This window comes from Staphylococcus sp. 191 (genome assembly GCF_011174885.1).
In the GTDB taxonomy this organism is placed as follows: Bacteria; Bacillota; Bacilli; order Staphylococcales; family Staphylococcaceae; genus Staphylococcus; species Staphylococcus coagulans.
This window is the reverse complement of sequence record NZ_PNRJ01000011.1, coordinates 25,757-47,236: the sequence shown is the minus strand read 5'-3', so window position 1 is coordinate 47,236 and position 21,480 is coordinate 25,757. Positions and strand designations below refer to the sequence as shown.

Sequence of the window (21,480 nt, the reverse complement as noted above, 5' to 3'; positions counted from 1 at the left end):
ACGTATGGTATACAGTGTAATCAAACGTTTGTTACTGACCGTACCATTGTTAATTGTGATTAGCTTTCTCACATTTGCTTTAACACATTTGTCGAATGAAGATCCAGCTGTAGTTATTTTACATGCACAAGAAGTTCCAAATATTTCACAAAGTTTGGTTGAACAGACACGTGAAAAGTATGGGCTGAATGATCCCTTTATTGTGCAATACTGGGAGTGGTTCAAATCGGCAGTGCAGTTAAAGTTTGGTCATAGTTTTGTGACCGGCGAAGATGTGAGTTTAAGATTATGGCCAGCATTTTTTAACACGCTTAAATTAACACTCGTATCAAGTGTAGTCATTATTCTATTATCTATGTTACTTGGTATTGTGACTGCTTTATTTCGTGGGACATGGTTCGACCGTGTCACACGAAGTACAGCATTTGTTTTAACTGCAATCCCTTCATATTGGCTTGCTGCGATTTTAATTATTTTTGTTTCAGTCAAACTGAACCTGCTTCCAACATCAGGATTGACAGGACCAGAAAGCTATATCCTACCGGTACTTGTTATTACGTTAGGGTATACAGGGATATATTTTAGAAATGTGCGTAGTGCTGTTATTCAACAATTGGATCAAGATTATGTCTTATATATGCGTGCAATGGGTGTCCCGACATCTAAACTTTTGCTTTATGTTGCACGTAATGCGATGCAAGTCGTTGTCTCTATCTTTTGTATGTCTATACCATTGATTTTAGGTGGTTCAGTCGTGATAGAAAATGTCTTTGCATGGCCGGGTATGGGGCAGTTAAGCGTGAAAGCCGTACTTGAACAAGACTTTCCAATTATCCAAGCTTATGTGCTTGTTGTTTCTGTCTTATTTATACTTTTTAATACACTTGCAGATGTCATCAATATGTGGCTGAATCCAAGGTTAAGGGAGGAAGGCTAATATGATTGTCTTTCAAAGGTTATTAAAAGATACAGGCGCAAAATGGGCATTGGCAATTATCGCTATGTATTTATTGCTTGGCGTTTTTGCACCTTTTGTCACACCTTATCAGCCGAATGAAGTTGATATTGATCATAAATTTGCAGGAATGTCATTCGCACATTGGCTCGGTACAGATCATTTAGGTCGTGATATCTTAACGCGTATTATTTTTGCGATTCGACCGAGCTTTATTTTAGTTTTATTTGCGCTTATATGTTCAGTATTCATAGGCACGGTTTTAGGCTTCATTTCTGGTTACTTCGGTAAGTGGGTTGATGCGATCATTATGCGTGCTTGCGACATCATGTTATCGTTTCCCACTTATGTCATGACGTTAGCACTCATCGGCGTACTGGGCATCGGTTTGAAAAGTATTATCGTAGCGCTCATTATCACACGTTGGGCATGGTTTTGCCGTATCATTCGGACGAGTGTCATGCAATATAGAGACTCAGATGATGTGAAGTTTGCACGAACAATTGGTTTATCACACAGTCGTATTATTGCGACCCATATTTTGCCACGAACTTTAGCAGATATTGCGATTATTTCAACAAGTTCAATGGTATCCATGATATTACAAATTTCCGGATTTTCATTTTTAGGATTAGGTGTCAAGGCGCCTACTGCAGAATGGGGCATGATGATGAATGAAGCACGAAAAGTCATGTTCAGTCACCCAGAGCTTATGTTTGCGCCAGGCATTACGATTATTATTATCGTATTAGCTGTCAACTTTTTATCTGATGCATTACAAATTGCAATCGATCCTAAGTTGTCTAAACAACAAATGAAGCAACGGATTAAGAAAGGGTGGATATAATGCAAGATACTGTGATGCATGTAGAAGACTTAACATTAATTGATGGCAACACAAACGATGTCTTAGTCCACCACTGTAATTTTACGCTACATCGCGGCGAGGTCATCGCGATTATCGGTGAAAGCGGGAGTGGGAAATCGGTTACGTGTAAATCCTTATTAGGTATCAATGATCGAAATATACGAATGAGCGGCCAAGTCACTTTCCAAGATCAAAATCTTCATCAAGCCTCAGAACAGGAACTTCGAAAAATAAGAGGGCGACGTATTGCGATGATTATGCAACAGGGCGGTACGGCATTTAATCCGACTTTCACGGTTGGGACACAAATGAAAATGATGTTGCAACAGCATCGAAAAATGTCTAAAAAAGAGCAGACAGCAACGTTAAAACATTATTTTGACATGTTGGGGTTAAGAGATTTTAACCGTATTTTAAAATCTTATCCCCATCAATTGTCTGGTGGGATGTTGCAACGGTTGATGATTATTCTTGCCCTTGCACTCAAACCGGATATGATTATTGCTGATGAGCCTACAACAGCTTTAGATGCAATTACGCAGTATGAAGTCATTGAAGAACTACGTGAAATTAAAGAAAAAATTGGCTGTGCCATGCTTTTTGTTTCGCATGACTTAGCAGTGGTTAAAAGTATTGCCGATACGGTTCTCGTTATGCGTCATGGAGATGTCGTTGAGTCTGGACCAGCGAAACAAATTTTTAATCAACCGCAGCATGAATATACGCAATTTTTAATTGCGGCACGTGATCGCGTTTCAAAGCATTTTAAGGCGCTAAGAGGTGATATGACATGTTAGAAGTTCAAAATGTAACGAAATCATATCGCAGTGGTGAAAGACGACGTAAGCGTCAAATTGTAAAATCTGTTAGCCTTAAATGCGATAAAGGCCAAAGTATTGCAATCATTGGTGAAAGTGGGAGTGGGAAATCCACTTTAGCACGCATGATTTTAGGTATTGAAAAACCAGATAGTGGAAAGGTATTACTCAATGGCCGTGATGTCTGTCATCGCCAAGTTAGATTGGGGAAAATGAGTGTCGTTTTCCAAGATTATAAATCTTCTTTACACCCATACTTCAATGTGAGGCAAATTTTAAGAGAAGCGTTACGGCAATGTGAATCACCTGTGAACGATAAAGAGGCGTATATGGTTGATTTATTAAAAAGTGTTGGTTTAGATGCGCAATATCTTGATAAATACCCACAAATGATGTCTGGAGGAGAGGCACAACGCGTTGCCATTGCGAGAGCGATTAGCACAAAGCCCGATTATATTGTTTTGGACGAAGCCATCAGTGCATTAGATATGTCAATTCAATCACAGATTTTAGATTTGTTGATTCATTTAAGGGATGTTCATCAATTGAGTTTTATTTTTATCACACATGATATACAAGCAGCTGTATATTTATGTGAAGATTTAGTGATTTTTAACGATGGACAGATTCAAGAGCGATTGAATCGTGATACATTAAACAATGTGCAACACGCGTATACACGCGAACTTTTTGCAAAACAATTTATGAACTAGGAGGCAATTGTATGAAAGGTGCATTGGCATGGCCTTTTCTAAGATTATATATACTCGCACTCTTCTTCTTTAGTGCGAATGCGATCCTTAACGTTATGATTCCTTTACGCGGTCATGACTTAGGCGCAACAAACGCAACAATTGGTATCGTGATGGGGGCTTACATGCTCACTGCGATGCTCTTTAGACCATGGGCGGGACAAGTAATAGCTAAAATTGGACCTATCAAAATATTGAGATGGATTTTAGTGATCAATGGATTTGCACTTATCCTGTATGGCTTCACAGGACTTGAAGGTTATTTCGTAGCACGTGTGATGCAAGGGGTATGTACAGCCTTTTTCTCAATGTCATTACAAATTGGTATTATTGATGCATTACCTGAAGAAGACCGTTCACAAGGGATTTCATTATATTCTCTATTCTCTTACATACCAGGAATTATTGGACCCATCATAGCGGTAGGTATTTGGAATTTAGATAACCTCAGTTACTTTGCACTCGCGATGATTATCATTGCAGTGACAACAGGTGTAGTCGGCTTCAGTGCAACGTTAAATCAAGATCACGAACCACAAGCCGAACAACCTGAGAAACCACCTTATGGACCTGTAACGGTATTTTTACAACTGTTTAAAAACCCATTTTTATTCAAATCAGGTATGATTATGCTCATTGCCTCTATTGGATTTGGTGCAGTTTCTACATTTATTGTATTGTATGTGAATACATATCAAGTTGGGCATGCCAGTGTCTTTTTAGCAATTCAAGCGATTACAGTCGTATTTTCGAGATTCTTTTTAAGAAAGTATATTCCTTCAGACGGGAAATGGCACGTTGGATTTATGCTGAAAGTACTCGGATTGCTCACGATTGCTTTATTCTTGATTGCGATGGGACCTTATCTAGGTGCACTGATTCTTTATGTGAGTGCAATCATGATAGGTATTACACAAGCGATGGTTTATCCAACGCTCACGTCTTTCTTGAGTTTCAAGTTACCGAAGCAAGGGCGTAACATGCTTCTCGGACTATTTATTGCAACTGCAGATTTAGGCGTATCATTAGGTGCTGCCTTAATGGGACCTATCGCCGATTTAACAGGTTATGCAAATATGTATCTCATATGCGGTATTTTAATGGCCATCATTACTGTGACGAGCATTGACCGTAGACCACAATTTATAGAACGTTAAAAAATGAGTAACGCTTCCTTCATTAAGCTGATTGATATACACTGCTTAATAAGGGAGCGTTTTTGTGATTCAATCATATGCATATATTTAATCCTAAACCCATATATAGCGTTATATGTGTGTTGTTGTAAGAATGACACCTTTTGCATACTGGCGTTAATAAATGTCGAATTTAATGAGGTATGAAGCATTTAAATCTATAACCTCTTGATCGAGACCTTTAAGTTGATGATGTTCTTTGTGTATACTTTCATAATGTGAAGACGTTTGCCACGCTTCAAAACTGTCGCGGTCATCCCATAAGGATAAAATAATGTAGTGATTTTGTGGGTCATAGGGTCTCAATACTCTCAAAGCGACGAACCCGGGCGTTTCATCTAAGTAGGACGTTCGATTAAGAAAACGTTCCTCAAAAATAGCTTCACTGTAGCGAGTAACTTTAATATAATTCATCACACAGAAATGGTCAGGTGAAAGCATACCAATGTTTTCAATGGCCGTATATGTTTTTGCATCATTATTTTTATAAATCGTGGTTTCTAAATCATTTTCTTCAATCTGATAAAGGTGATCTTTATGAGAGAGTATCATTTTTATACCTCCTCCTTATCCTTTATAACTTATACCCGTTATTACAAGTTTTAATTGCATAAATTAAATTTTGTAACTATAAATTTTGTTGTATTAAACTATAAAATCTCATTATAATAGTGAAACGTTAAAGTTGTTTTTAACAGATTTAAATAGAGAGAGAATGAATAATAAAGGGGAGATAAAACAATGCTGCATCAATGTACAGATTTAACAAAGGATATTCAAACATTAATGCTTACGGCTGATCCAAATCTTGAAAAAGTGAAAGCAGTATTTGAAGCGGGGAAATGTTATGGATGGATTGAAAGGAAGACGTTGGTAGGTATTGCTGTGGTGCATGAGAGAGACACAAAAGCGGAGATTATGAATTTGAGTGTGTCCTCACAATTTGAAGGGCAAGGCTATGCGCGTAAAATCCTCGATACTTTGACAAAAATATACGCCGATGAAGGTTATCACTACTTAAGCATAGGTACAGGAAATTCAAGTTTAAGACAATTGAAAATCTACCAAAAAAATGGATTCCGAATTGTTGCTATACAACATGATTATTTTATCAGACAAGGTTATGCCCCTATTTATGAAGAAGGCATTCAATGCCGAGATATGCTAGTGTTAGAAAAAGAGCTTATACCATCGATTAACATATCTTAAATATAAAAAGCATGTGGTTGGGTAGGACAGTGATGCTTCTAACATTAAGTTAGAACAATTGATAGAAGTATAGGCTATGTCCTGACCTCAGCCACAGTGGTTCTTGAATAGGATGAACAGAAGAGTTACTTTTTAGACGTATGAGTTTTTTGTTGTAACGATTGATTAATTTGTTGAATTTCTTTCTTAATTATTAAGTAGTTGATACCCCAAATGATGAAATATATAAAGCTATAAATAATGGCAAAAAATACAAAGGCAGTGATTTTCAAAGGGAACCATCCTGCTAAGCAAGCGAGCGGAAGAAAAAGTAAAAACATAAAGGAAAAGTGACATAATGTCCGTTTTCTTAATGAAGTATCGTCGTATTCGAATATTTTTGCACCCCATTGAAACAAGATGCCAATAATACCCCATAGAATCATCATAATGAGCATGATTTGCGCTTCAGTAAAAGTTTGATAATACCACTCGCCAATTGTAGAAATAGGATTTGTAGGATGGTATTCATGATTGCTAAAAATCATCGAAATGAAAATTGAAATTAACACACCGATTGTCACTCCTATACCAAAACTATTTTTAATTGTTTTCATAGACCTAACCTCTCTTTAATAGATTTCACATAACGGCGCGAGGAATAAGTTAAATAGTCGTGCTTGAAAATCAGTTTTAAACTACCACTAGATGTGATTTCAATGTGATTTAAATAGTTGAGATTAATCAACTCACTTTCAGAAATCTGAATAAATGATGCAGGCAATTTAACTTTAATTTTGTAGAGTCGTTCTACCATTGTAAATGTCCTAATTACTGTTATGATTTTAAGTTTTTGTTGCTCCGTATAAATAGCAATAATATCTGTTGTGTCTACAAAGTAAATGGCGTTATCTTCTGTTTTTACACTCAAATAGGGCGTATCTTCTTGAATTTCTGTAACTATTTTTTGTAAATCAGGAGTCATAGACTTTGTAGTGATATGGATGTGATCCTCTGCCATCGCTGGATTAAGTGTAATGCTAACTTTCATAGGCGCTAACCTCCTTGTATTAAGTAAACCAAAGAAAACCCAAAAATACTATCTGCTCTTGCTATATGGTAGTGGATTCTTGTTAAACGGCATCGTAAGGAAAATGAACGGTGGGGATAGAAAAGCGTCAATAATTTTTAATATATTCATCCATTATATTGTCCGCAAGGTGTAGTAAGGTTTAAAGTGGTCTCAAATGTGGAAATTACGAACCACTATTTTAAACTTTTATCGAAAGGAGTATGTGATGATCAATTTAATCTCTGCAATTGGTTCCATTGGGACGTTTATTATGGCGTTATTTTATTTTGTATCTGTGAGTATCCAACTCTATCAAATGAAAATGAGTTTTTTACCTGCACTAGGATTCAATCAGATTTTGATGACACGAGATGGCGAAAGATTAAAATTAAAAAATACGGCTTCAACAACTTCTACAGATATAGGAGACGATTTTTTGAAGTTATTTAATCTTGGTGCGGGTGCAGCAAAACAAATTAAAATAGAAGTGTTTATCGACGAAGGCCAAGTTTTACAAAGAAAGTACGTTAGTATTTTGCCAAGTAAAGAGAGTTATTTATTACCTATTAATAAAGCTGTATTCGATGAGTTAAATCGCACTATTGAAAATAATGGGTATGAATCAAATTTACAAATTAAAATGACATATCAACATAATGTGAGTCGGAAAACGCAAACGTTATATTTAAAAGGGAATATCGATAGTTTTAATCGTTACGATGACCGTTCAGTTTATGAATTGCAGTTTATAGAGGTAGATGGATAATCAAAGTATATGCGGAAATCAATCGATACGAATTATATATTTTCTAAAACGAGTAATAGGGAGGACATACTTATCTGATAATAGAATAGGTATAATTAGGGTTATAAAACATAGAAGCCTATTAGTCATGTGTTAATCATTCTCAGCTATTAAATATGTAATGATTTGAGGTGATAACAGATGACAATAATAATCAACTTGGATATTTATTTAACAATATCTATAAGTATTATTGGTACTTTGTATGCAGTGACCTTATTGTTTAAAATTACAAAAAAAATAGGCTCTCGTTATTGGGGTAACGAGAGCACCTATATAATAGGCTGTAATGATTAACATATTTGAGTCTGGAAGCTCACTAATATGTTGCTATGTTTTTGCACCTAGTTCACGGTTGGTAGCCTAGGCTAGGTGTTTTTCTTATCATTATAGTATCACTAAATGTTACCGAAGTCAAAAAGTGTTGCTGACGAAAGTTAACAACGTCCTTACTTAGCGTTTTGATAAGCAAGTAGTGTATAAACGGTTTCAAGATGAGGAACGGCTATTTGATGTGCTTGAGCACGTTGATAAATATAACCTTGAATGGCGTCGACTTCTAAAGGTTGACCTTGCATGATGTCGTAATACATACTTGTTCCCATTTCATCAGGATACCCGGCATAAATCTTCATAATGGCGTCTACGATATTGTCATCCAACTGAATGCCTTCAGCTTGCGCAACGACTGTGCCTTCTTCTAATAAGTGTCGACAAAGTTGAACCATCGCATCATCATGTAATACACGTGCGGTATCACGGCCTAGTGCGGTTATAGTATTAATTCCTAAATTTACGATGAGTTTATACCATATCGCATTTTCAATATGATCTTCGAGTACAAGTTCTAACGGGGCGTCTTTTAGTTGTTGAGCAAGTTGTTTTGTATGAGCGTCTGCCTGGATATGAAGTTTATAGTCTCTAAAGTGTGTCACGCGTTGTTCTTGTTTTTGACCACTAATGTAAACAACAGCTTGATAAGCATGATAATCTGCTAATTGTTTGAGTTGACCATAGCCGTTTTGTGCCAAAATCACCAATGTGTTTGCATGTGTCAAATGGACGAGTTCTGGAATGACAGCGGATAATTGATGCGTTTTCACAGCAATAAAAATCACATCAAACGGTTCTTGTACCGCTTCAATAGCACGAACAGTCAGTTCCTGTTGGACTTGCGCATTCGATTCTTGAAAATGAATGGTTTGATTTTTACGGCCTATTAAAGTGACATCAAATGTGTGCGAAAGTGCAAAGGTAAGAGATGCGCCCACAGCGCCAGGCCCTATTACTGCAATTTTAGTCATGTTTGCCCTCTTTTCTTTATAAATATAGGATGATTTACTGATATGCTTTAATGTATTACGATTAAAATACATTGTAAAGGCCGTTTTGATAATAAACGAATGATTTATCACTTTCGAAAATATGTCTGTTCAAATATTTTTCAAAAATGTGGTTTGCATTCTTGTGATATATTAAATATAAATGGAAAAATAAGGCGATATGTTTTACGATTGATATATTAAAAATTAAAGGGTGAATGAATTGAAAACTTTAAATAATATCCAACAAATGAAGCGTGACGGTGAAAAAATTTCAATGGTAACTGCTTATGATTATCCGAGCGCCAAACAAGTGGAAGCTGCTCAAATCGATATGATTTTAGTCGGTGATTCATTAGGAATGACAGTCCTCGGATATGAAAGTACAGTAGATGTCACTTTAGAAGATATGCTACACCATAGTCGTGCTGTTCGTCGTGGTGCACCCAATACATTTGTTGTAGTAGATATGCCTTTTGGTTCAGTAGGTATTGATGCTTCAACAGATATTCAAAATGCCATTCGATTATACCAAGAAAGTCATGGAAATGCTTTGAAAGTAGAGGGTGCGCATCTAACACCTTTTATGAAACAAGCGACACAAATGGGTATTCCGATTGTGGCACATTTAGGCTTAACACCACAAAGTGTCGGTGTTTTAGGTTACAAAATGCAAGGGACAACAAAAGAAGCAGCACAGCAATTAATTGAAGATGCACAAGCTGTAGAACAAGCAGGAGCAGTCGCACTCGTATTAGAAGCGATTCCGAGTGATCTTGCAAAAGTGATTTCAGAAAAACTTACGATCCCAGTTATTGGTATAGGTGCAGGTAAAGATACAGATGGTCAAGTGCTGGTTTATCACGATATGCTTAATTATGGCGTAGAAAGACAAGCGAAATTTGTAAAACAATACGAAGATTTCTCGATTGGTATGGCTGCGCTTGAAAAATATAATGAAGAAGTGAAAACAGGTGTCTTTCCTTCTGAAGCATACACTTATAAAAAACAAATTATGGATGAGGTAGAAGCATGACACAGGTCATTACAACAGTTAAAGAAATGCAACAATTGATGAAACAACATCAATTAAAAGGTCAGAAAATTGGTTTTGTACCAACAATGGGCGCTTTACATGATGGACACTTAACGATGATGCGTCAATCCATAACGGAAAATGATGTGACAGCAATCAGTGTTTTTGTGAACCCTTTACAATTTGGACCTAATGAAGATTTTGATGCCTATCCTCGCCAAATTGATCAAGATGTGGCGATGGTAGAAGCAATTGGTGTGGACTATGTCTTTTATCCAACAGTCGAAGAAATGTATCCAGGAGAAATTGGTATCCATGTTACAGTGGGAAGACTGGCAGAAGTTCTAGAAGGGGCACAACGTCCAGGCCATTTTGATGGCGTTGTGACAGTTGTAAACAAGTTATTTAATATCGTCCATCCTGATGTAGCTTATTTTGGTAAAAAAGATGCGCAACAATTGGCGATCGTAGAACAAATGGTATTAGATTTTAACCATGATGTTCGAATCGTTGGTGTAGATATCGTGCGAGAGTCTGATGGATTGGCTAAAAGTTCAAGAAATGTTTATCTCACACTGGAAGAACGTGAAGAAGCGGTTCATTTACACAAAAGTTTAGAACTCGCGAAATCGCTATATCAGTCGGGTGAGCGCAATAGTAGCGTTATTATAGATAAAGTGACACAATATCTTCAGATGCATACGAGTGGTCGTGTTGAAGAAGTTGCAATTTATAGCTACCCAGAATTGCGTGAACAGGTTATGATAGAAGGACGTATTTTTATATCATTAGCTGTGAAGTTTACACAAGCACGGCTAATCGATAATATCATTATTGGAGATGAACAAGAGAAATGATTAGAACTATGATGAACGCAAAAATTCATCGTGCACGTGTTACAGAATCAAATTTAAACTATGTCGGTAGCATTACAATTGATGCTGATATTCTTGATGCTGTAGATATTTTACCGAATGAAAAAGTCGCGATTGTAAATAATAATAATGGTGCACGTTTTGAGACATATGTCATCGCAGGAGAACGTGGGAGTGGCAAAATATGCTTGAATGGTGCCGCATCTCGATTGGTCGAAGTAGATGATGTGGTCATTATTATGACGTATGCGCAACTTAACGAAACGGAATTACAAACACATGCACCAAAAGTTGCAGTGATGAATGAAAAAAATGAAATCGTGCAAATGATTCATGAAAAAGAAAATACAATTGTCATGTAAGGACTTTCTCCTTAGCACAACATGATGTTTTCAATACAAGAAGTTGTTAATATGAACGGTTGGTGAGACATTCACTGACCGTTATTTTAATTTTTGATAATAAAAAAACAGATAACTCTATGATTGTCAGAGCGAAGATAATTATAGAAGTATTGAACTGAATTTGAATATTTAAAAATGATTCAATGATTATTGTTGTATTCATAAAAAATGATTTTAATTATACAAAGTCATTTGATTTACAGGTGTATTTTTATTTGTGACTTGAAAAAAATCGACAGTTGTAATCGGTAATTTATAAAGTAATAACACTCCGTTTTCAGAATTGTGTTACAATTATCATTATCAATAGGGGGGTGAATGATTTTGGAAGGGTTATATAAAAATAGGTCTTTTTCTAATTTGATTGCGGGAAGAATTATGATAAATGCGGGCGACAGTCTTTATTTTGTAGCTACAACATGGGTGGTCTTACAATGGACGCATAACCCATTGTTAGTAGGTTTAACCAATACTTTGTTAATGATTCCTATATGTATGTCATTTTTATTTGGACCTCTAGTTGATGCGATGCCTTTAAAGAAAATGCTCAGGTTCACGCCGTTTATACAATGTATAATATTATCATTAATTGCATTTTTATACTTGATTGATTATTTGAACGTATATGGCTTGATGGCTTTAGTAACAATTGCAATGTTTTTTACACAACTAGGATATCCTGCGCAATCTAAAGCGATACCTTTGTTAGTGAAAAAAGAAAAGTTGATTAATGCTAATTCAGCTATGAGCGTTGCTTATCAAGGTACAGACGTGATTATGAATTCGATAAGTGGTATCGTTGTGGCAATGGTTGCTTTTGTTCCATTATACTTCACTAACGCGTTTATATTTTTAGTAGCTTGTTTTTTTATGTTTAATGTAAAAATACCTAAATTAAATAATGAAGTGAAAAGCAATTTTACATATTTACAAAATTTGAAAGAAGGACTCATAGAAATTAAGTCCTCTTTATTACTGATAGTAGCGTTAGTGAGTGGTGTTATCAATTTTGGACTCGGTCTTATCTATACATGGATTTCTTTCAAAGCAAATTATTTAGGGGGATCATATTATTACGGTTTATTAATGGCATTATTTTCAATTGGTTTAATTATAGGTTCTTTAGTTACACCAATTATAAAAAAATTGAATATTGGATATGGGAAGTTGCTCATACTTTTAAATGTTATATCTGGTTTATTGCTAGTTATTATAAATTATATGCCTAGTATCGCTTTTATCATCTTGTTCCCAATAGTCTTTTTAACGATTAGCGTAAGCAATATATCTCTAGCTTCTATTCAACAAAAAGTTATTCCTGAATATATGCTTGCTAGATTAACTACGATTATAACAAGTATTTCAGCAATATCTTTACCAATCGGTAGTTTTATAGGCGGCTTGCTTATAAAGAGTATAGGAACTAATTTTACATTAGTAATAGGTGGAGGATTGTTTATTATAGCAAGTTTAATTTTCTCTATGTCAAAATCGTATAGATTATTACCGCAAATCCAAAATATTGAATATAAGCATATATTCAAAAATCAGAAAATTCAAAATTAAAACCGTTAAGATATAAGGTCAAAGAAAGTATAACTATTATGAAGATAAAAGATTGTTTTTAATAAAAAAACACAAACACCCCTATGATTGTCATAATGCAGACAATCGTAGAGGTGTTGGATTGAATTTGAATATTTTTCGTGATGTAATTGCTTTTGTGAGTCAACATTTGCAAATAGCGAACATCTTTCAAGTAAAATTAGTTTTCATCCATGACCATGCCATCACACCAAGAAGGATAACGAAGTGCCCCTTGGTGTGCTTTATATTTTTGATTGCTTGCACCACGTTCGCAAGGTTGAGCAGGGGAGAATTCAATTTCTGGTGAAACTTGAAGCTGTTGGGCATACCATTTTACCCATTCTTCCCCGCCAACGGGTTCATCATCAGTAATATTATAACCACCAGGCTCCAACGTAAGTGCGGCAACTGCTGCTTCTACAGTATCCTCAATATGTACAAAAGAGGTAAAACCTTTTGAAACTTGTACCTTACCTGCTTTAAATTGATTATAAATCATACCGCCTTTACCATACCAAGTCCCTTCACCATACATCCTTCCGTATCTAAGAATGACCGCATGTGATAAACGCTGACTGTCTTTTTCTAAACCGATAACACCGTCGACGGTTATTTTTCTATCTCCTGAAGATTCGGTATCCAATGTAGTCTGCTCATCTGCTAATGAGGTGCCAGGTGCGTACATAGAGGCTAAACTTTGTGAAATGATATGCTGAATATTATATTTCAATGTCAGATCCACTAAATTTCGAGTGCCTTCAATGCGAACTTTTGTATTTACTGACATATCGACATTTTTTAAATCTGTAATTTGATGCATGATAACGTCAGGTTTGAAATCTCTCAATGCAGGTTCTATTGTTTTTGGCTCGAGGATATTACCAATCCAGGCTTTTGCGCCGAGTTGTTCCAAGCGTGCTTTACCGTTTTGCGAAGTTGTAAAACCAGCAACCTCATACCCTTCTTGAATTAAGCGTTGTGTTAACTTCATACCAATGAGGCCAGTTGCGCCTGTGACGAATATCTTTTTCATTTCTTTACGCCTTTGTATTAAATGGAATCAGGTTAAAAATCTAATGATGGTTCCTTTTTAATTTGTTAATCATCCGTATTTATATTAAATGGCTGGTTTTGAAACGTTAAAACAAAGTTGATAGTGAATATTAGGTCTAGTAAAAATAATTATTTCTCGAATTTATGACAAAAAATAAAAATATCAAATGATTCTTATATTTTTGATTGTGTTTTTAGTTTTAATATGACATACTTTTATTAATTAGTATGACATATTAAACGTTAATGAGGTGGTAAAGTATGACAAAATACGTCTATGCTTTTGATGAAGGGCAAAAAGATATGAAAGATTTATTAGGTGGCAAAGGTGCGAATTTATCTGAAATGAAGCGCTTAGGATTGCCTGTTCCTGATGGTTTTACCATTACAACTGAAGCTTGTATTGAATACTTAAAAAATGGAGAAAAACTTGCTGATGAGGTTCAAAATCAATTAGAAACCCAACTCGCAGCTTTTTCAGAGAGAACGGGCAAGGCTTTTTCATCAAATGATCATTTGTTACTTGTTTCGGTTCGGAGTGGCGCGAAAATTTCAATGCCCGGTATGATGGATACAATTTTAAATTTAGGATTAAATGATGAAAATGTTGAAAAACTGGCAGCTAAAACTGGAGATGCACGTTTTTCATACGATTGTTATAGACGCCTATTACAAATGTTTGGTGAAGTTGTATATCACATTCCGATGTCTGCTTTCGATACATATTTTAATGCGTATAAACAGTCACATGGCTACGAAAATGATGCAGATATCCCAGCAGAAGGTTTGAAAGAGATATGTGAGCATTATAAAACTGTTTATATTGAAGAAGTTTACAAACCATTCCCACAAGCCCCTATAGACCAACTACGAGAAGCAATTGAAGCTGTATTTAAATCATGGGATAACGATCGTGCGCGTGTGTATCGTGATTTGAATGAGATTCCACATGATATCGGTACAGCGGTTAATGTTCAAGAAATGGTTTTTGGTAATAGTGGCCCTAAAAGTGGAACAGGGGTGGCGTTTACACGTAATCCTGTGACAGGAGAGGCGCAATTATTTGGTGAATACTTATTAAATGCGCAAGGAGAAGATGTGGTAGCGGGGATACGGACGCCGAAAGATATTGCAACATTACAAGCGCAAATGCCACACGTACATCAAGCTTTCGTCGAAGTTTCAGAACAACTTGAAGCCCATTATAAAGATATGCAAGATATTGAATTTACAATAGAAAATGAAAAACTGTATATTTTACAAACGCGTAACGGTAAGCGCACAGCTAAAGCGGCAATTCAAATTGCAGTGGAACTTGTAGAAGAAGGCGTCATCTCAAAAGAAGAAGCAATGCATAAAGTAGATGTGAAATCGATTGATACATTGTTACATCCTACTTTTAAAGATGAAGCACTTGAAGTCGCTGAAGTGATATCTAAAGCGGGATTACCTGCAAGCCCGGGTGCTGCAACAGGTAAGATTGTTTTCTCAGCCGAAGCAGCGCAATTGCAAGCGGAGCAAGGAGAAAAAGTCATTTTAATGCGTCCCGAAACATCTCCTGAAGATATTGAAGGGATGATCGCAAGTGAAGCCATTGTTACAACACACGGAGGAATGACATCTCACGCTGCTGTTGTCGCGCGCGGTATGGGGAAATGTTGTGTGACAGGCTGTTCAGATCTTGAAATCAATACAAAAGAAAAAATCGTATCGTATGCGGGAAAAACACTGCAAGAAGGCGATATGGTATCTGTTGATGGTGCAAAAGGCGACCTTTATGTTGGTGAAATTGAAACAACAAGTGCTGAACATAGTGAAGCTTTTGAACAATTTATGCAATGGGCAGAAGACGTGGCCCGCCTCAATGTCCGTATGAATGCTGAAACAACGCCAGACATTGAAGCTGGTTATCAATTTAATGCTAAAGGAATTGGTTTAGTTCGCACTGAGCATATGTTTTTTGGTGCAGAGCGTCTTGTAGAAATGCGTCGCTTTATTTTATCTTCAGATGATGCAACGAGAAAGGCGGCTTTAGATAAAATACGTGCTTACCAAACAGAAGATTTCGAACAGATTTTCCGTTTATCAGGCGAGCGTCCAACGATTGTTCGTTTATTAGACCCACCTTTACATGAGTTTTTACCAAAATCAGAAGATGAAATTCAAAATGTAGCACAACAATTGGCCATTCCAGTAGAAAAATTAAACAAACGTATATTAGAGTTACACGAAACAAACCCTATGCTGGGCCATCGCGGTTGTCGATTAGCCATTACCTATCCAGAGCTTTATGTGATGCAAGCAGAAGCAATTATGAATAGTGTGGCACAATTACAGCAAGAGGGAATCCATTGCCAACCAGAAATTATGATTCCACTTGTATCTACAGTAGAAGAATTTAAAATTTTACAGACACAAATTGTGGAAGCCATCCAACGTATTGAAACAACAACAGATCAGACATTGCACTTTTTAATGGGAACAATGATTGAAACACCGCGTGCATGTATGATTGCAAATGAACTTGCTGAAGTGTGTGATTTCTTTAGTTTTGGTACGAATGATTTAACACAGTTAACGTATGGTTTTTCTCGTGATGACGCTGGAAAATTCATCAATGAATACTTAAATCAACAAATTTTAGAAGTTGATCCATTCCAAACTTTAGATGTTAATGGGGTAGGTGCATTGATTAAAATGGCTGTTGACCAAGCAAAACAGGTCAATGAATCAATCAAAATTGGTGTATGTGGAGAGTTAGGAGGCGATCCTAAATCAATTCATCACTTTAACAAAATGGCGATTGATTATGTATCATGTTCACCTTTCCGCGTACCAGGAGCCATTTTAGCTACCGCACAAAGTGTCGTTGAGAGCGAGCGATAAGGCTATGGAGAAAAGGCAATTGACGATTTTTATCGTATCTGATTCACTAGGTGAAACGGCACAACGTATGGTACATGCCGGTGTCAGTCAATTTCCAGATTTGACGCAAATTGAAATTAAAAAGTTTTCGTTTATCAAAAGCGAGGAAGAGTTAGTTCATGTGTTAAAGTTAGCAAAAGAAAGAGATGCGATTGTCGTTACGACGCTAGTGACAGAAGAATATAATGTCATGGGACAAGCGTATGCAAACCAATATCAAATTCCATATATAGATTATATGTCGTCGCTCCTTCACCATATTCAAGCGCAAACGGGTCATATTCCTACGAAAGAAACAGGGATGATTCGAAAATTAGATGATGATTACTTCAAGCGTATTGATGCGATTGAATACTCGGTTAAATATGATGATGGCAAGCATTTTACGGATATAGGTGAAGCGGATGCACTTATTGTAGGTGTTTCACGTACATCTAAGACGCCATTAAGCATGTACTTAGCAAATAAAGGCTATAAAATTGCGAATATACCGCTAGTTCCCGAAGTGACAATCCCATACGAGACGATTAAAAAGAAACAAATTAAAGTATTTGGCTTAACAGCGAGCCCACAATATATTATGAACATTCGAACAGAGCGAATGAAAATATTAGGCATCGACGGCCAAGCCAATTATAACGATTTAAAACGGATCAAAGTTGAGTTGGCTTATGCGGAAGAAGTATTCAAAAAGTTGAATGCAACCGTGATTAACACAGAATATCGCTCGATTGAAGAGTCGGCATTCTATATCGAAAAATATTTACAGTCCTCTTTTTAAATATACTCAAAAAATAAAAAAACAAAGTCTAGGACGTAACCTAGCCAAAATAAAAAAAACACCTCAAAATCGTTTGAATGAATTTTGGGGTGTTTTTTAGGAAATTGAAACCTTATCTCCCAGTCCTTCTACATGCATAGCGGTTAAATTATTTTAAATTACGTGTATTTTGATTTTTAGTTGGTACAACAAAATACAATATCGCAAATATAATGATAGAAATAAAAGTGACTGCTGCAGTAATGGCAGGACTTAGGCTGAATAACACAGAAGAAATAACACATAAAGTACTAATAATAATCGCGATTAAATAAATGCGTTCTTTCAATTTTTCTGACATGATTTCTCACCCCTTTTATTCACTTTAATCATATCAAATTAAAGTGATGAATCAATCGCTATTTGAAATTTCATTGACCATTTCAATAAATAGTCGCAGAAGATTGTTCTTGAGCAATGAATATGTTATATTTTCAAAGTATGCTTAAACGATTCAACGCATTAAAGTGAAAGGGTGAAAGGTATTGTCACAAAAGTCACAGTGGAAATCGTCGACGGGATTTATTTTAGCGAGTGCAGGCTCCGCAATTGGTTTAGGCGCATTGTGGAAGTTTCCATATATGGCAGGGATGTATGGCGGCGGCGCTTTTTTATTCATGTTTGTTTTATTCACTATTTTAATAGGTCTCCCTTTTCTGATTATGGAATTTGCGGTGGGTAAATTAGGTAGAACCTATACAACACGATTATTTGGAAAGTTAACGGGCCAAAAATGGCTTAATAGTATCGGTTGGATTGGCAATCTAACAGTATTTTTGTTGTTCGGTTTTTACAGTGTAATTGGGGGTTGGATTGTAGTCTATATTGGAATCGTAGGACTTCAATGGATCCATCTTGGCCCCGCGCATTTGAGCGATATACGTTTTGAATCAATCATTAGCCAACCTGCCTATACATTGATAGGACAGCTTATATTTATAGGACTGACTTGTTTAATCGTTATGCTAGGCGTTGAAAAAGGTTTAGAAAAGGCATCTAAAGTGATGATGCCGCTGCTGTTTGTCTTTTTAATTGTCATTGTTGCCCAATCGCTTTCTTTAAAAGGTGCTATGGAAGGGGTGCGCTTTTTATTTGAACCACGCGTGACAGATATAACGATGGATTCTATTTTATTTGCGTTAGGCCAATCCTTTTTCGCACTATCATTAGGTACGACTGGTATGATGACATATGCAAGTTACGCACCTAAAGAAATGCCAATTAAGCGGTCTGCAATTACGATTGTTGCTATGAATATTGTTATCGCCATTTTAGCGGGGCTAGCTATATTTCCGGCATTACAGGCTTTTGGCTATCAGCCTAAAGAGGGTCCTGGTTTATTATTCAAAGTGTTACCCCTTGTTTTTGAAAAAATTCAATTTGGTACGTTATTTTATATTATTTTCCTTGTCCTCTTTTTGTTTGCAGCACTGACCTCTTCAATTTCATTGCTAGAGTTAAATATCTCTAATTTGACACGCAATGATAATCGAAAACGCCTCAAAATGACGACGCTTGTAGGTGCAGGTGTGGTCATGATAAGTATACCGGCAATGTTGTCATTCAGTAGCTTAAGCGGATTAACATTTGGTGCAGGTACACTTTTTGATAATATGGATTTTCTTGTTTCAAATATTTTGCTCCCTATTGGCGCACTTGCTTCAACATTAGCAATTGGTCATAAGGTTAAAAAAGAGACATTAAGAGAGGCATTTGGTGATCACCGTCTTAAACTATTTTATCCATGGTATATATTAGTAAAATGGATATTGCCATGTATTATTTTAGCAGTATTTATTTTACAATTCGTTTGAACAGATTAATTTCGACATTTTTGTCTTATAGCACATTTCTGATTAATAAGGTTCAATATAAAGAAGCGTGGTTGAACTTGCCTCAATGATGAGAGGCAGGCAATCACGCTTTTTAAATGAATGACAAGAAGAAATTTACATATAATATTGATGCTGTCTCAGTTCGCCATATTTTGCAAAATGGCATAAATCGTGAATCATGCGGTGGCTTAGTTGTTTTTCATGTGAAGTGAGGGTTAAACCATTTGCTTCTAAAATATCGAGTCGTCCCATCCAAAAAATTAAATCTAAGATATGATAAGTCGAAGCATAGCGTGGGTGATCAGGACGAAACCAATTAAACTCAGCTTTCCAAGTGGGTGCTGTTTTTGAAAGTGTGTGAAAAAGGTCGAGAAACGGCTGTTTAAAATAGAAATCTGTGATAAGTCGACGTTGTTGTTGTGCTGTCATCATCTCATGAAGGTCCGGTATTGGTAAACCAGCACGATTCAAAATCGCTTGAAATTGCAAAGGGTCTAATTTTTTTTGTTCATTTTTAATATAGATATCACCTTCTGATGATGTGATACCTAATAAAACAGGTGTATCGACAAGGTCATAATGGGGTTCAATCTCCTTTGACGCAACAGGTTGATAAATTAATTCTAGCCCTTTTGAAGGACCATAATTTGACTGATGCGCATCCATCAACGTTAAAATAGCGTCGCTATCTAACGCTTGCCATGTTTGATTGGGGAAGTGTCGATGCTTTGATGTGTTGAATATTTGCGCTTTTTGTTGTGCGGCGTATGGCGTATCGAGTTGTAATATGCCGCTTAACAGTACCGCATGTCGAATCATTGGTCTGACACTTCGCATGCGTAACAGTGCCTCAATACTCATTGCGCCTGCGGATTGTCCCATCAGTGTGAGACGCTGCGGATCGCCACCAAAGCTGGAAATATGCGCATAGACCCACTTTAATGCACAGATTTGATCAGAAAGTCCATTGTTTGCTTGCCAGTCAGAATGAATTGCAGACCAGTCTAAAAAACCTAAAGCACCTAATCGGTAATTGAATGTGACAACGATGACGTCCTCTTGTTGGACAATCGCTTGGGGTTGATATATATCTTGGGCACTATGACCATTCACAAAGCTTCCACCGTAAATAAAAATAATGACAGGTAGAAGTTGATCGCGTTTAGATTGAGGACGCCAAATATTTAATGTGAGACAATCTTCACTTTGTTGAGGTGTTTCTTGAAAAGGAGAGAAAAAAGCTTCAAGTGAATTAAAGGGTTGTATCGGAGTATGACCAAATTCTGTCGCATAGAGGTCATTTTCGTAATGTGTAACGGGCTGTGCATGTTTAAAGCGTAAAGCGCCTGTTGGCGGTTGTGCGTAAGGAATACCTTTAAAAACGTCAAAACCTGCATATGATTTGCCATAAATTGTTCCTAATTTCGTATCAATACGCATTCCTCTCCCTCCTTCATTTGTACAAATAAGTTTCAGCTAAATTTTCTTTTTGATAAATTCCCATGCCCGTTTTTAATAATTTAAACCCACAAGATTCATAAAAATCAGTATGCCCGATAGTCGAAATGAGATGAATACAGGAAACTGAACGAAAGGTGTCGCAAAGTTGATGTAAAAGCTTTTTACCAATCCCTTGCCGTTGATAGCGTGGATGGACAATCACATCATATATAGCAGCATTGAAAACACCGTCAGAAAGGGCACGGGCACAGCCAACGATTTTTTGTTGGTGGACAGCTACAAAAATATGTGTGCTTGCATTGTAAATGACTCCAATATTTTCGGGCGTATGGCCAAACCAACCAATATCTTGATATAGCTTATAAAGTTGCTGAATGTCTTCCGATGTCAGCGTTGTTTTTGAGATGATTTCCACAATTTTAGCCTCCTTTATCTTTATTATATATTATAACGCAAAACCTCATTTAAATTATCAGAAAAATATGAATATAAAAATTGATTGCCTTTA

22 protein-coding genes are annotated in these 21,480 nt (G+C 36.3%); 14 read left to right on the top strand and 8 right to left on the bottom strand.

Annotation, left to right across the window (positions count from 1 at the left end; all coding sequences use genetic code 11):
* Positions 1-4 precede the first annotated feature (4 nt).
* From opp1B to cntE, 5 genes are read left to right on the top strand one after another with little or no spacing between them, the layout of a single operon-like run.
* On the top strand, positions 5-937 hold the full coding sequence (gene opp1B, locus C1H58_RS08530) for a nickel/cobalt ABC transporter permease (RefSeq protein ID WP_165545937.1): 933 nt from the start codon (positions 5-7) through the stop codon (positions 935-937).
* A gap of 1 nt (position 938) precedes the next feature.
* Positions 939-1,802, top strand: a complete 864-nt coding sequence (gene cntC, locus C1H58_RS08525; protein ID WP_050331842.1) for a staphylopine uptake ABC transporter permease subunit CntC — start codon at positions 939-941, stop codon at positions 1,800-1,802.
* Positions 1,802-2,620 carry a staphylopine uptake ABC transporter ATP-binding protein CntD gene (gene cntD, locus C1H58_RS08520; RefSeq protein ID WP_165545936.1) on the top strand — a complete coding sequence of 273 codons (819 nt, stop codon included), beginning with the start codon at positions 1,802-1,804 and terminating at the stop codon, positions 2,618-2,620. Before cntC ends, cntD begins: the two co-directional genes overlap by 1 nt.
* Positions 2,614-3,354, top strand: coding sequence for an ABC transporter ATP-binding protein (locus C1H58_RS08515; RefSeq protein ID WP_060830423.1), 741 nt, complete (start codon positions 2,614-2,616; stop codon positions 3,352-3,354). Before cntD ends, C1H58_RS08515 begins: the two co-directional genes overlap by 7 nt.
* 11 nt (positions 3,355-3,365) lie before the next feature.
* Positions 3,366-4,550 carry a staphylopine family metallophore export MFS transporter CntE gene (gene cntE, locus C1H58_RS08510; protein WP_165545935.1) on the top strand — a complete coding sequence of 395 codons (1,185 nt, stop codon included), beginning with the start codon at positions 3,366-3,368 and terminating at the stop codon, positions 4,548-4,550.
* A gap of 156 nt (positions 4,551-4,706) precedes the next feature.
* On the opposite strand, the gene C1H58_RS08505 is transcribed toward cntE, so the two are convergent.
* A complete protein-coding gene (locus C1H58_RS08505) occupies positions 4,707-5,141 on the bottom strand; it encodes an antibiotic biosynthesis monooxygenase family protein (protein WP_165545934.1) in 435 nt (144 codons plus the stop codon).
* 189 nt (positions 5,142-5,330) lie between these two features.
* Between C1H58_RS08505 and C1H58_RS08500 the strand changes: the two genes are divergently transcribed.
* Positions 5,331-5,798 (top strand): GNAT family N-acetyltransferase, encoded by a 468-nt coding sequence (locus C1H58_RS08500; protein WP_165545933.1) that lies wholly within the window; start codon positions 5,331-5,333, stop codon positions 5,796-5,798.
* A 125-nt stretch (positions 5,799-5,923) separates the two neighbouring features.
* Here the strand turns inward: C1H58_RS08500 and C1H58_RS08495 are convergent, their stop codons facing one another.
* Both C1H58_RS08495 and C1H58_RS08490 read right to left on the bottom strand, forming a co-directional pair.
* Entirely contained in the window at positions 5,924-6,394 is a 471-nt protein-coding gene (locus tag C1H58_RS08495; protein ID WP_165545932.1) for a DUF3021 domain-containing protein, read from the bottom strand.
* Positions 6,391-6,828 carry a LytTR family DNA-binding domain-containing protein gene (locus C1H58_RS08490; protein WP_165545931.1) on the bottom strand — a complete coding sequence of 146 codons (438 nt, stop codon included), beginning with the start codon at positions 6,826-6,828 and terminating at the stop codon, positions 6,391-6,393. Before C1H58_RS08490 ends, C1H58_RS08495 begins: the two co-directional genes overlap by 4 nt.
* Positions 6,829-7,075: 247 nt before the next feature.
* Here C1H58_RS08490 and C1H58_RS08485 point away from each other — a divergent pair, with 247 nt between their 5' ends.
* Positions 7,076-7,615 carry a hypothetical protein gene (locus C1H58_RS08485; RefSeq protein ID WP_050331837.1) on the top strand — a complete coding sequence of 180 codons (540 nt, stop codon included), beginning with the start codon at positions 7,076-7,078 and terminating at the stop codon, positions 7,613-7,615.
* A 488-nt stretch (positions 7,616-8,103) separates the two neighbouring features.
* On the opposite strand, the gene C1H58_RS08480 is transcribed toward C1H58_RS08485, so the two are convergent.
* Complete coding sequence (locus C1H58_RS08480) at positions 8,104-8,958, bottom strand: oxidoreductase (RefSeq protein ID WP_165545930.1); 855 nt, start codon at positions 8,956-8,958, stop codon at positions 8,104-8,106.
* A 241-nt stretch (positions 8,959-9,199) separates the two neighbouring features.
* Between C1H58_RS08480 and panB the strand changes: the two genes are divergently transcribed.
* The 4 genes from panB (at position 9,200) to C1H58_RS08460 (ending at position 12,857) form a co-directional block, all read left to right on the top strand.
* Positions 9,200-10,012, top strand: coding sequence for a 3-methyl-2-oxobutanoate hydroxymethyltransferase (gene panB / locus C1H58_RS08475; RefSeq protein ID WP_165545929.1), 813 nt, complete (start codon positions 9,200-9,202; stop codon positions 10,010-10,012).
* Positions 10,009-10,869 (top strand): pantoate--beta-alanine ligase, encoded by an 861-nt coding sequence (gene panC / locus C1H58_RS08470; protein WP_165545928.1) that lies wholly within the window; start codon positions 10,009-10,011, stop codon positions 10,867-10,869. Before panB ends, panC begins: the two co-directional genes overlap by 4 nt.
* Positions 10,866-11,249 carry an aspartate 1-decarboxylase gene (panD, locus tag C1H58_RS08465; RefSeq protein ID WP_016425624.1) on the top strand — a complete coding sequence of 128 codons (384 nt, stop codon included), beginning with the start codon at positions 10,866-10,868 and terminating at the stop codon, positions 11,247-11,249. Before panC ends, panD begins: the two co-directional genes overlap by 4 nt.
* A gap of 360 nt (positions 11,250-11,609) precedes the next feature.
* Positions 11,610-12,857: an MFS transporter gene (locus C1H58_RS08460; protein WP_242680305.1), complete on the top strand. Its 1,248-nt coding sequence runs from the start codon at positions 11,610-11,612 to the stop codon at positions 12,855-12,857.
* 199 nt (positions 12,858-13,056) lie between these two features.
* Here the strand turns inward: C1H58_RS08460 and C1H58_RS08455 are convergent, their stop codons facing one another.
* Positions 13,057-13,911 (bottom strand): NAD-dependent epimerase/dehydratase family protein, encoded by an 855-nt coding sequence (locus C1H58_RS08455; protein ID WP_165545926.1) that lies wholly within the window; start codon positions 13,909-13,911, stop codon positions 13,057-13,059.
* Positions 13,912-14,192: 281 nt separating this feature from the next.
* On the opposite strand from C1H58_RS08455, the gene ppdK reads away from it, so the two are divergent.
* A complete protein-coding gene (ppdK, locus tag C1H58_RS08450) occupies positions 14,193-16,817 on the top strand; it encodes a pyruvate, phosphate dikinase (protein ID WP_165545925.1) in 2,625 nt (874 codons plus the stop codon).
* Between the two features lie 4 nt (positions 16,818-16,821).
* On the top strand, positions 16,822-17,637 hold the full coding sequence (locus tag C1H58_RS08445; protein ID WP_060830537.1) for a pyruvate, water dikinase regulatory protein: 816 nt from the start codon (positions 16,822-16,824) through the stop codon (positions 17,635-17,637).
* 148 nt (positions 17,638-17,785) lie between these two features.
* Here C1H58_RS08445 and C1H58_RS08440 read toward each other — a convergent pair whose 3' ends face one another.
* Complete coding sequence (locus tag C1H58_RS08440; RefSeq protein ID WP_050331831.1) at positions 17,786-17,977, bottom strand: hypothetical protein; 192 nt, start codon at positions 17,975-17,977, stop codon at positions 17,786-17,788.
* 184 nt (positions 17,978-18,161) lie between these two features.
* Between C1H58_RS08440 and C1H58_RS08435 the strand changes: the two genes are divergently transcribed.
* Complete coding sequence (locus C1H58_RS08435; protein ID WP_165545924.1) at positions 18,162-19,490, top strand: sodium-dependent transporter; 1,329 nt, start codon at positions 18,162-18,164, stop codon at positions 19,488-19,490.
* A gap of 135 nt (positions 19,491-19,625) precedes the next feature.
* Here C1H58_RS08435 and C1H58_RS08430 read toward each other — a convergent pair whose 3' ends face one another.
* A complete protein-coding gene (locus tag C1H58_RS08430) occupies positions 19,626-20,951 on the bottom strand; it encodes a carboxylesterase family protein (protein ID WP_165545923.1) in 1,326 nt (441 codons plus the stop codon).
* Positions 20,952-20,964: 13 nt separating this feature from the next.
* Positions 20,965-21,387, bottom strand: coding sequence for a GNAT family N-acetyltransferase (locus C1H58_RS08425; RefSeq protein ID WP_342589317.1), 423 nt, complete (start codon positions 21,385-21,387; stop codon positions 20,965-20,967).
* Positions 21,388-21,480: the final 93 nt, after the last annotated feature.

What these genes read in the sequence shown, in the direction of transcription:
- opp1B (WP_165545937.1), top strand. Translation starts at nt 5, where the DNA reads ATGGTATACAGTGTAATCAAACGTTTGTTACTGACCGTACCATTGTTA.
- cntC (WP_050331842.1), top strand. Translation starts at nt 939, where the DNA reads ATGATTGTCTTTCAAAGGTTATTAAAAGATACAGGCGCAAAATGGGCA.
- cntD (WP_165545936.1), top strand. Translation starts at nt 1,802, where the DNA reads ATGCAAGATACTGTGATGCATGTAGAAGACTTAACATTAATTGATGGC.
- C1H58_RS08515 (WP_060830423.1), top strand. Translation starts at nt 2,614, where the DNA reads ATGTTAGAAGTTCAAAATGTAACGAAATCATATCGCAGTGGTGAAAGA.
- cntE (WP_165545935.1), top strand. Translation starts at nt 3,366, where the DNA reads ATGAAAGGTGCATTGGCATGGCCTTTTCTAAGATTATATATACTCGCA.
- C1H58_RS08505 (WP_165545934.1), bottom strand. Translation starts at nt 5,141, where the DNA reads ATGATACTCTCTCATAAAGATCACCTTTATCAGATTGAAGAAAATGAT.
- C1H58_RS08500 (WP_165545933.1), top strand. Translation starts at nt 5,331, where the DNA reads ATGCTGCATCAATGTACAGATTTAACAAAGGATATTCAAACATTAATG.
- C1H58_RS08495 (WP_165545932.1), bottom strand. Translation starts at nt 6,394, where the DNA reads ATGAAAACAATTAAAAATAGTTTTGGTATAGGAGTGACAATCGGTGTG.
- C1H58_RS08490 (WP_165545931.1), bottom strand. Translation starts at nt 6,828, where the DNA reads ATGAAAGTTAGCATTACACTTAATCCAGCGATGGCAGAGGATCACATC.
- C1H58_RS08485 (WP_050331837.1), top strand. Translation starts at nt 7,076, where the DNA reads ATGATCAATTTAATCTCTGCAATTGGTTCCATTGGGACGTTTATTATG.
- C1H58_RS08480 (WP_165545930.1), bottom strand. Translation starts at nt 8,958, where the DNA reads ATGACTAAAATTGCAGTAATAGGGCCTGGCGCTGTGGGCGCATCTCTT.
- panC (WP_165545928.1), top strand. Translation starts at nt 10,009, where the DNA reads ATGACACAGGTCATTACAACAGTTAAAGAAATGCAACAATTGATGAAA.
- panD (WP_016425624.1), top strand. Translation starts at nt 10,866, where the DNA reads ATGATTAGAACTATGATGAACGCAAAAATTCATCGTGCACGTGTTACA.
- C1H58_RS08460 (WP_242680305.1), top strand. Translation starts at nt 11,610, where the DNA reads ATGATTTTGGAAGGGTTATATAAAAATAGGTCTTTTTCTAATTTGATT.
- C1H58_RS08455 (WP_165545926.1), bottom strand. Translation starts at nt 13,911, where the DNA reads ATGAAAAAGATATTCGTCACAGGCGCAACTGGCCTCATTGGTATGAAG.
- ppdK (WP_165545925.1), top strand. Translation starts at nt 14,193, where the DNA reads ATGACAAAATACGTCTATGCTTTTGATGAAGGGCAAAAAGATATGAAA.
- C1H58_RS08445 (WP_060830537.1), top strand. Translation starts at nt 16,822, where the DNA reads ATGGAGAAAAGGCAATTGACGATTTTTATCGTATCTGATTCACTAGGT.
- C1H58_RS08440 (WP_050331831.1), bottom strand. Translation starts at nt 17,977, where the DNA reads ATGTCAGAAAAATTGAAAGAACGCATTTATTTAATCGCGATTATTATT.
- C1H58_RS08430 (WP_165545923.1), bottom strand. Translation starts at nt 20,951, where the DNA reads ATGCGTATTGATACGAAATTAGGAACAATTTATGGCAAATCATATGCA.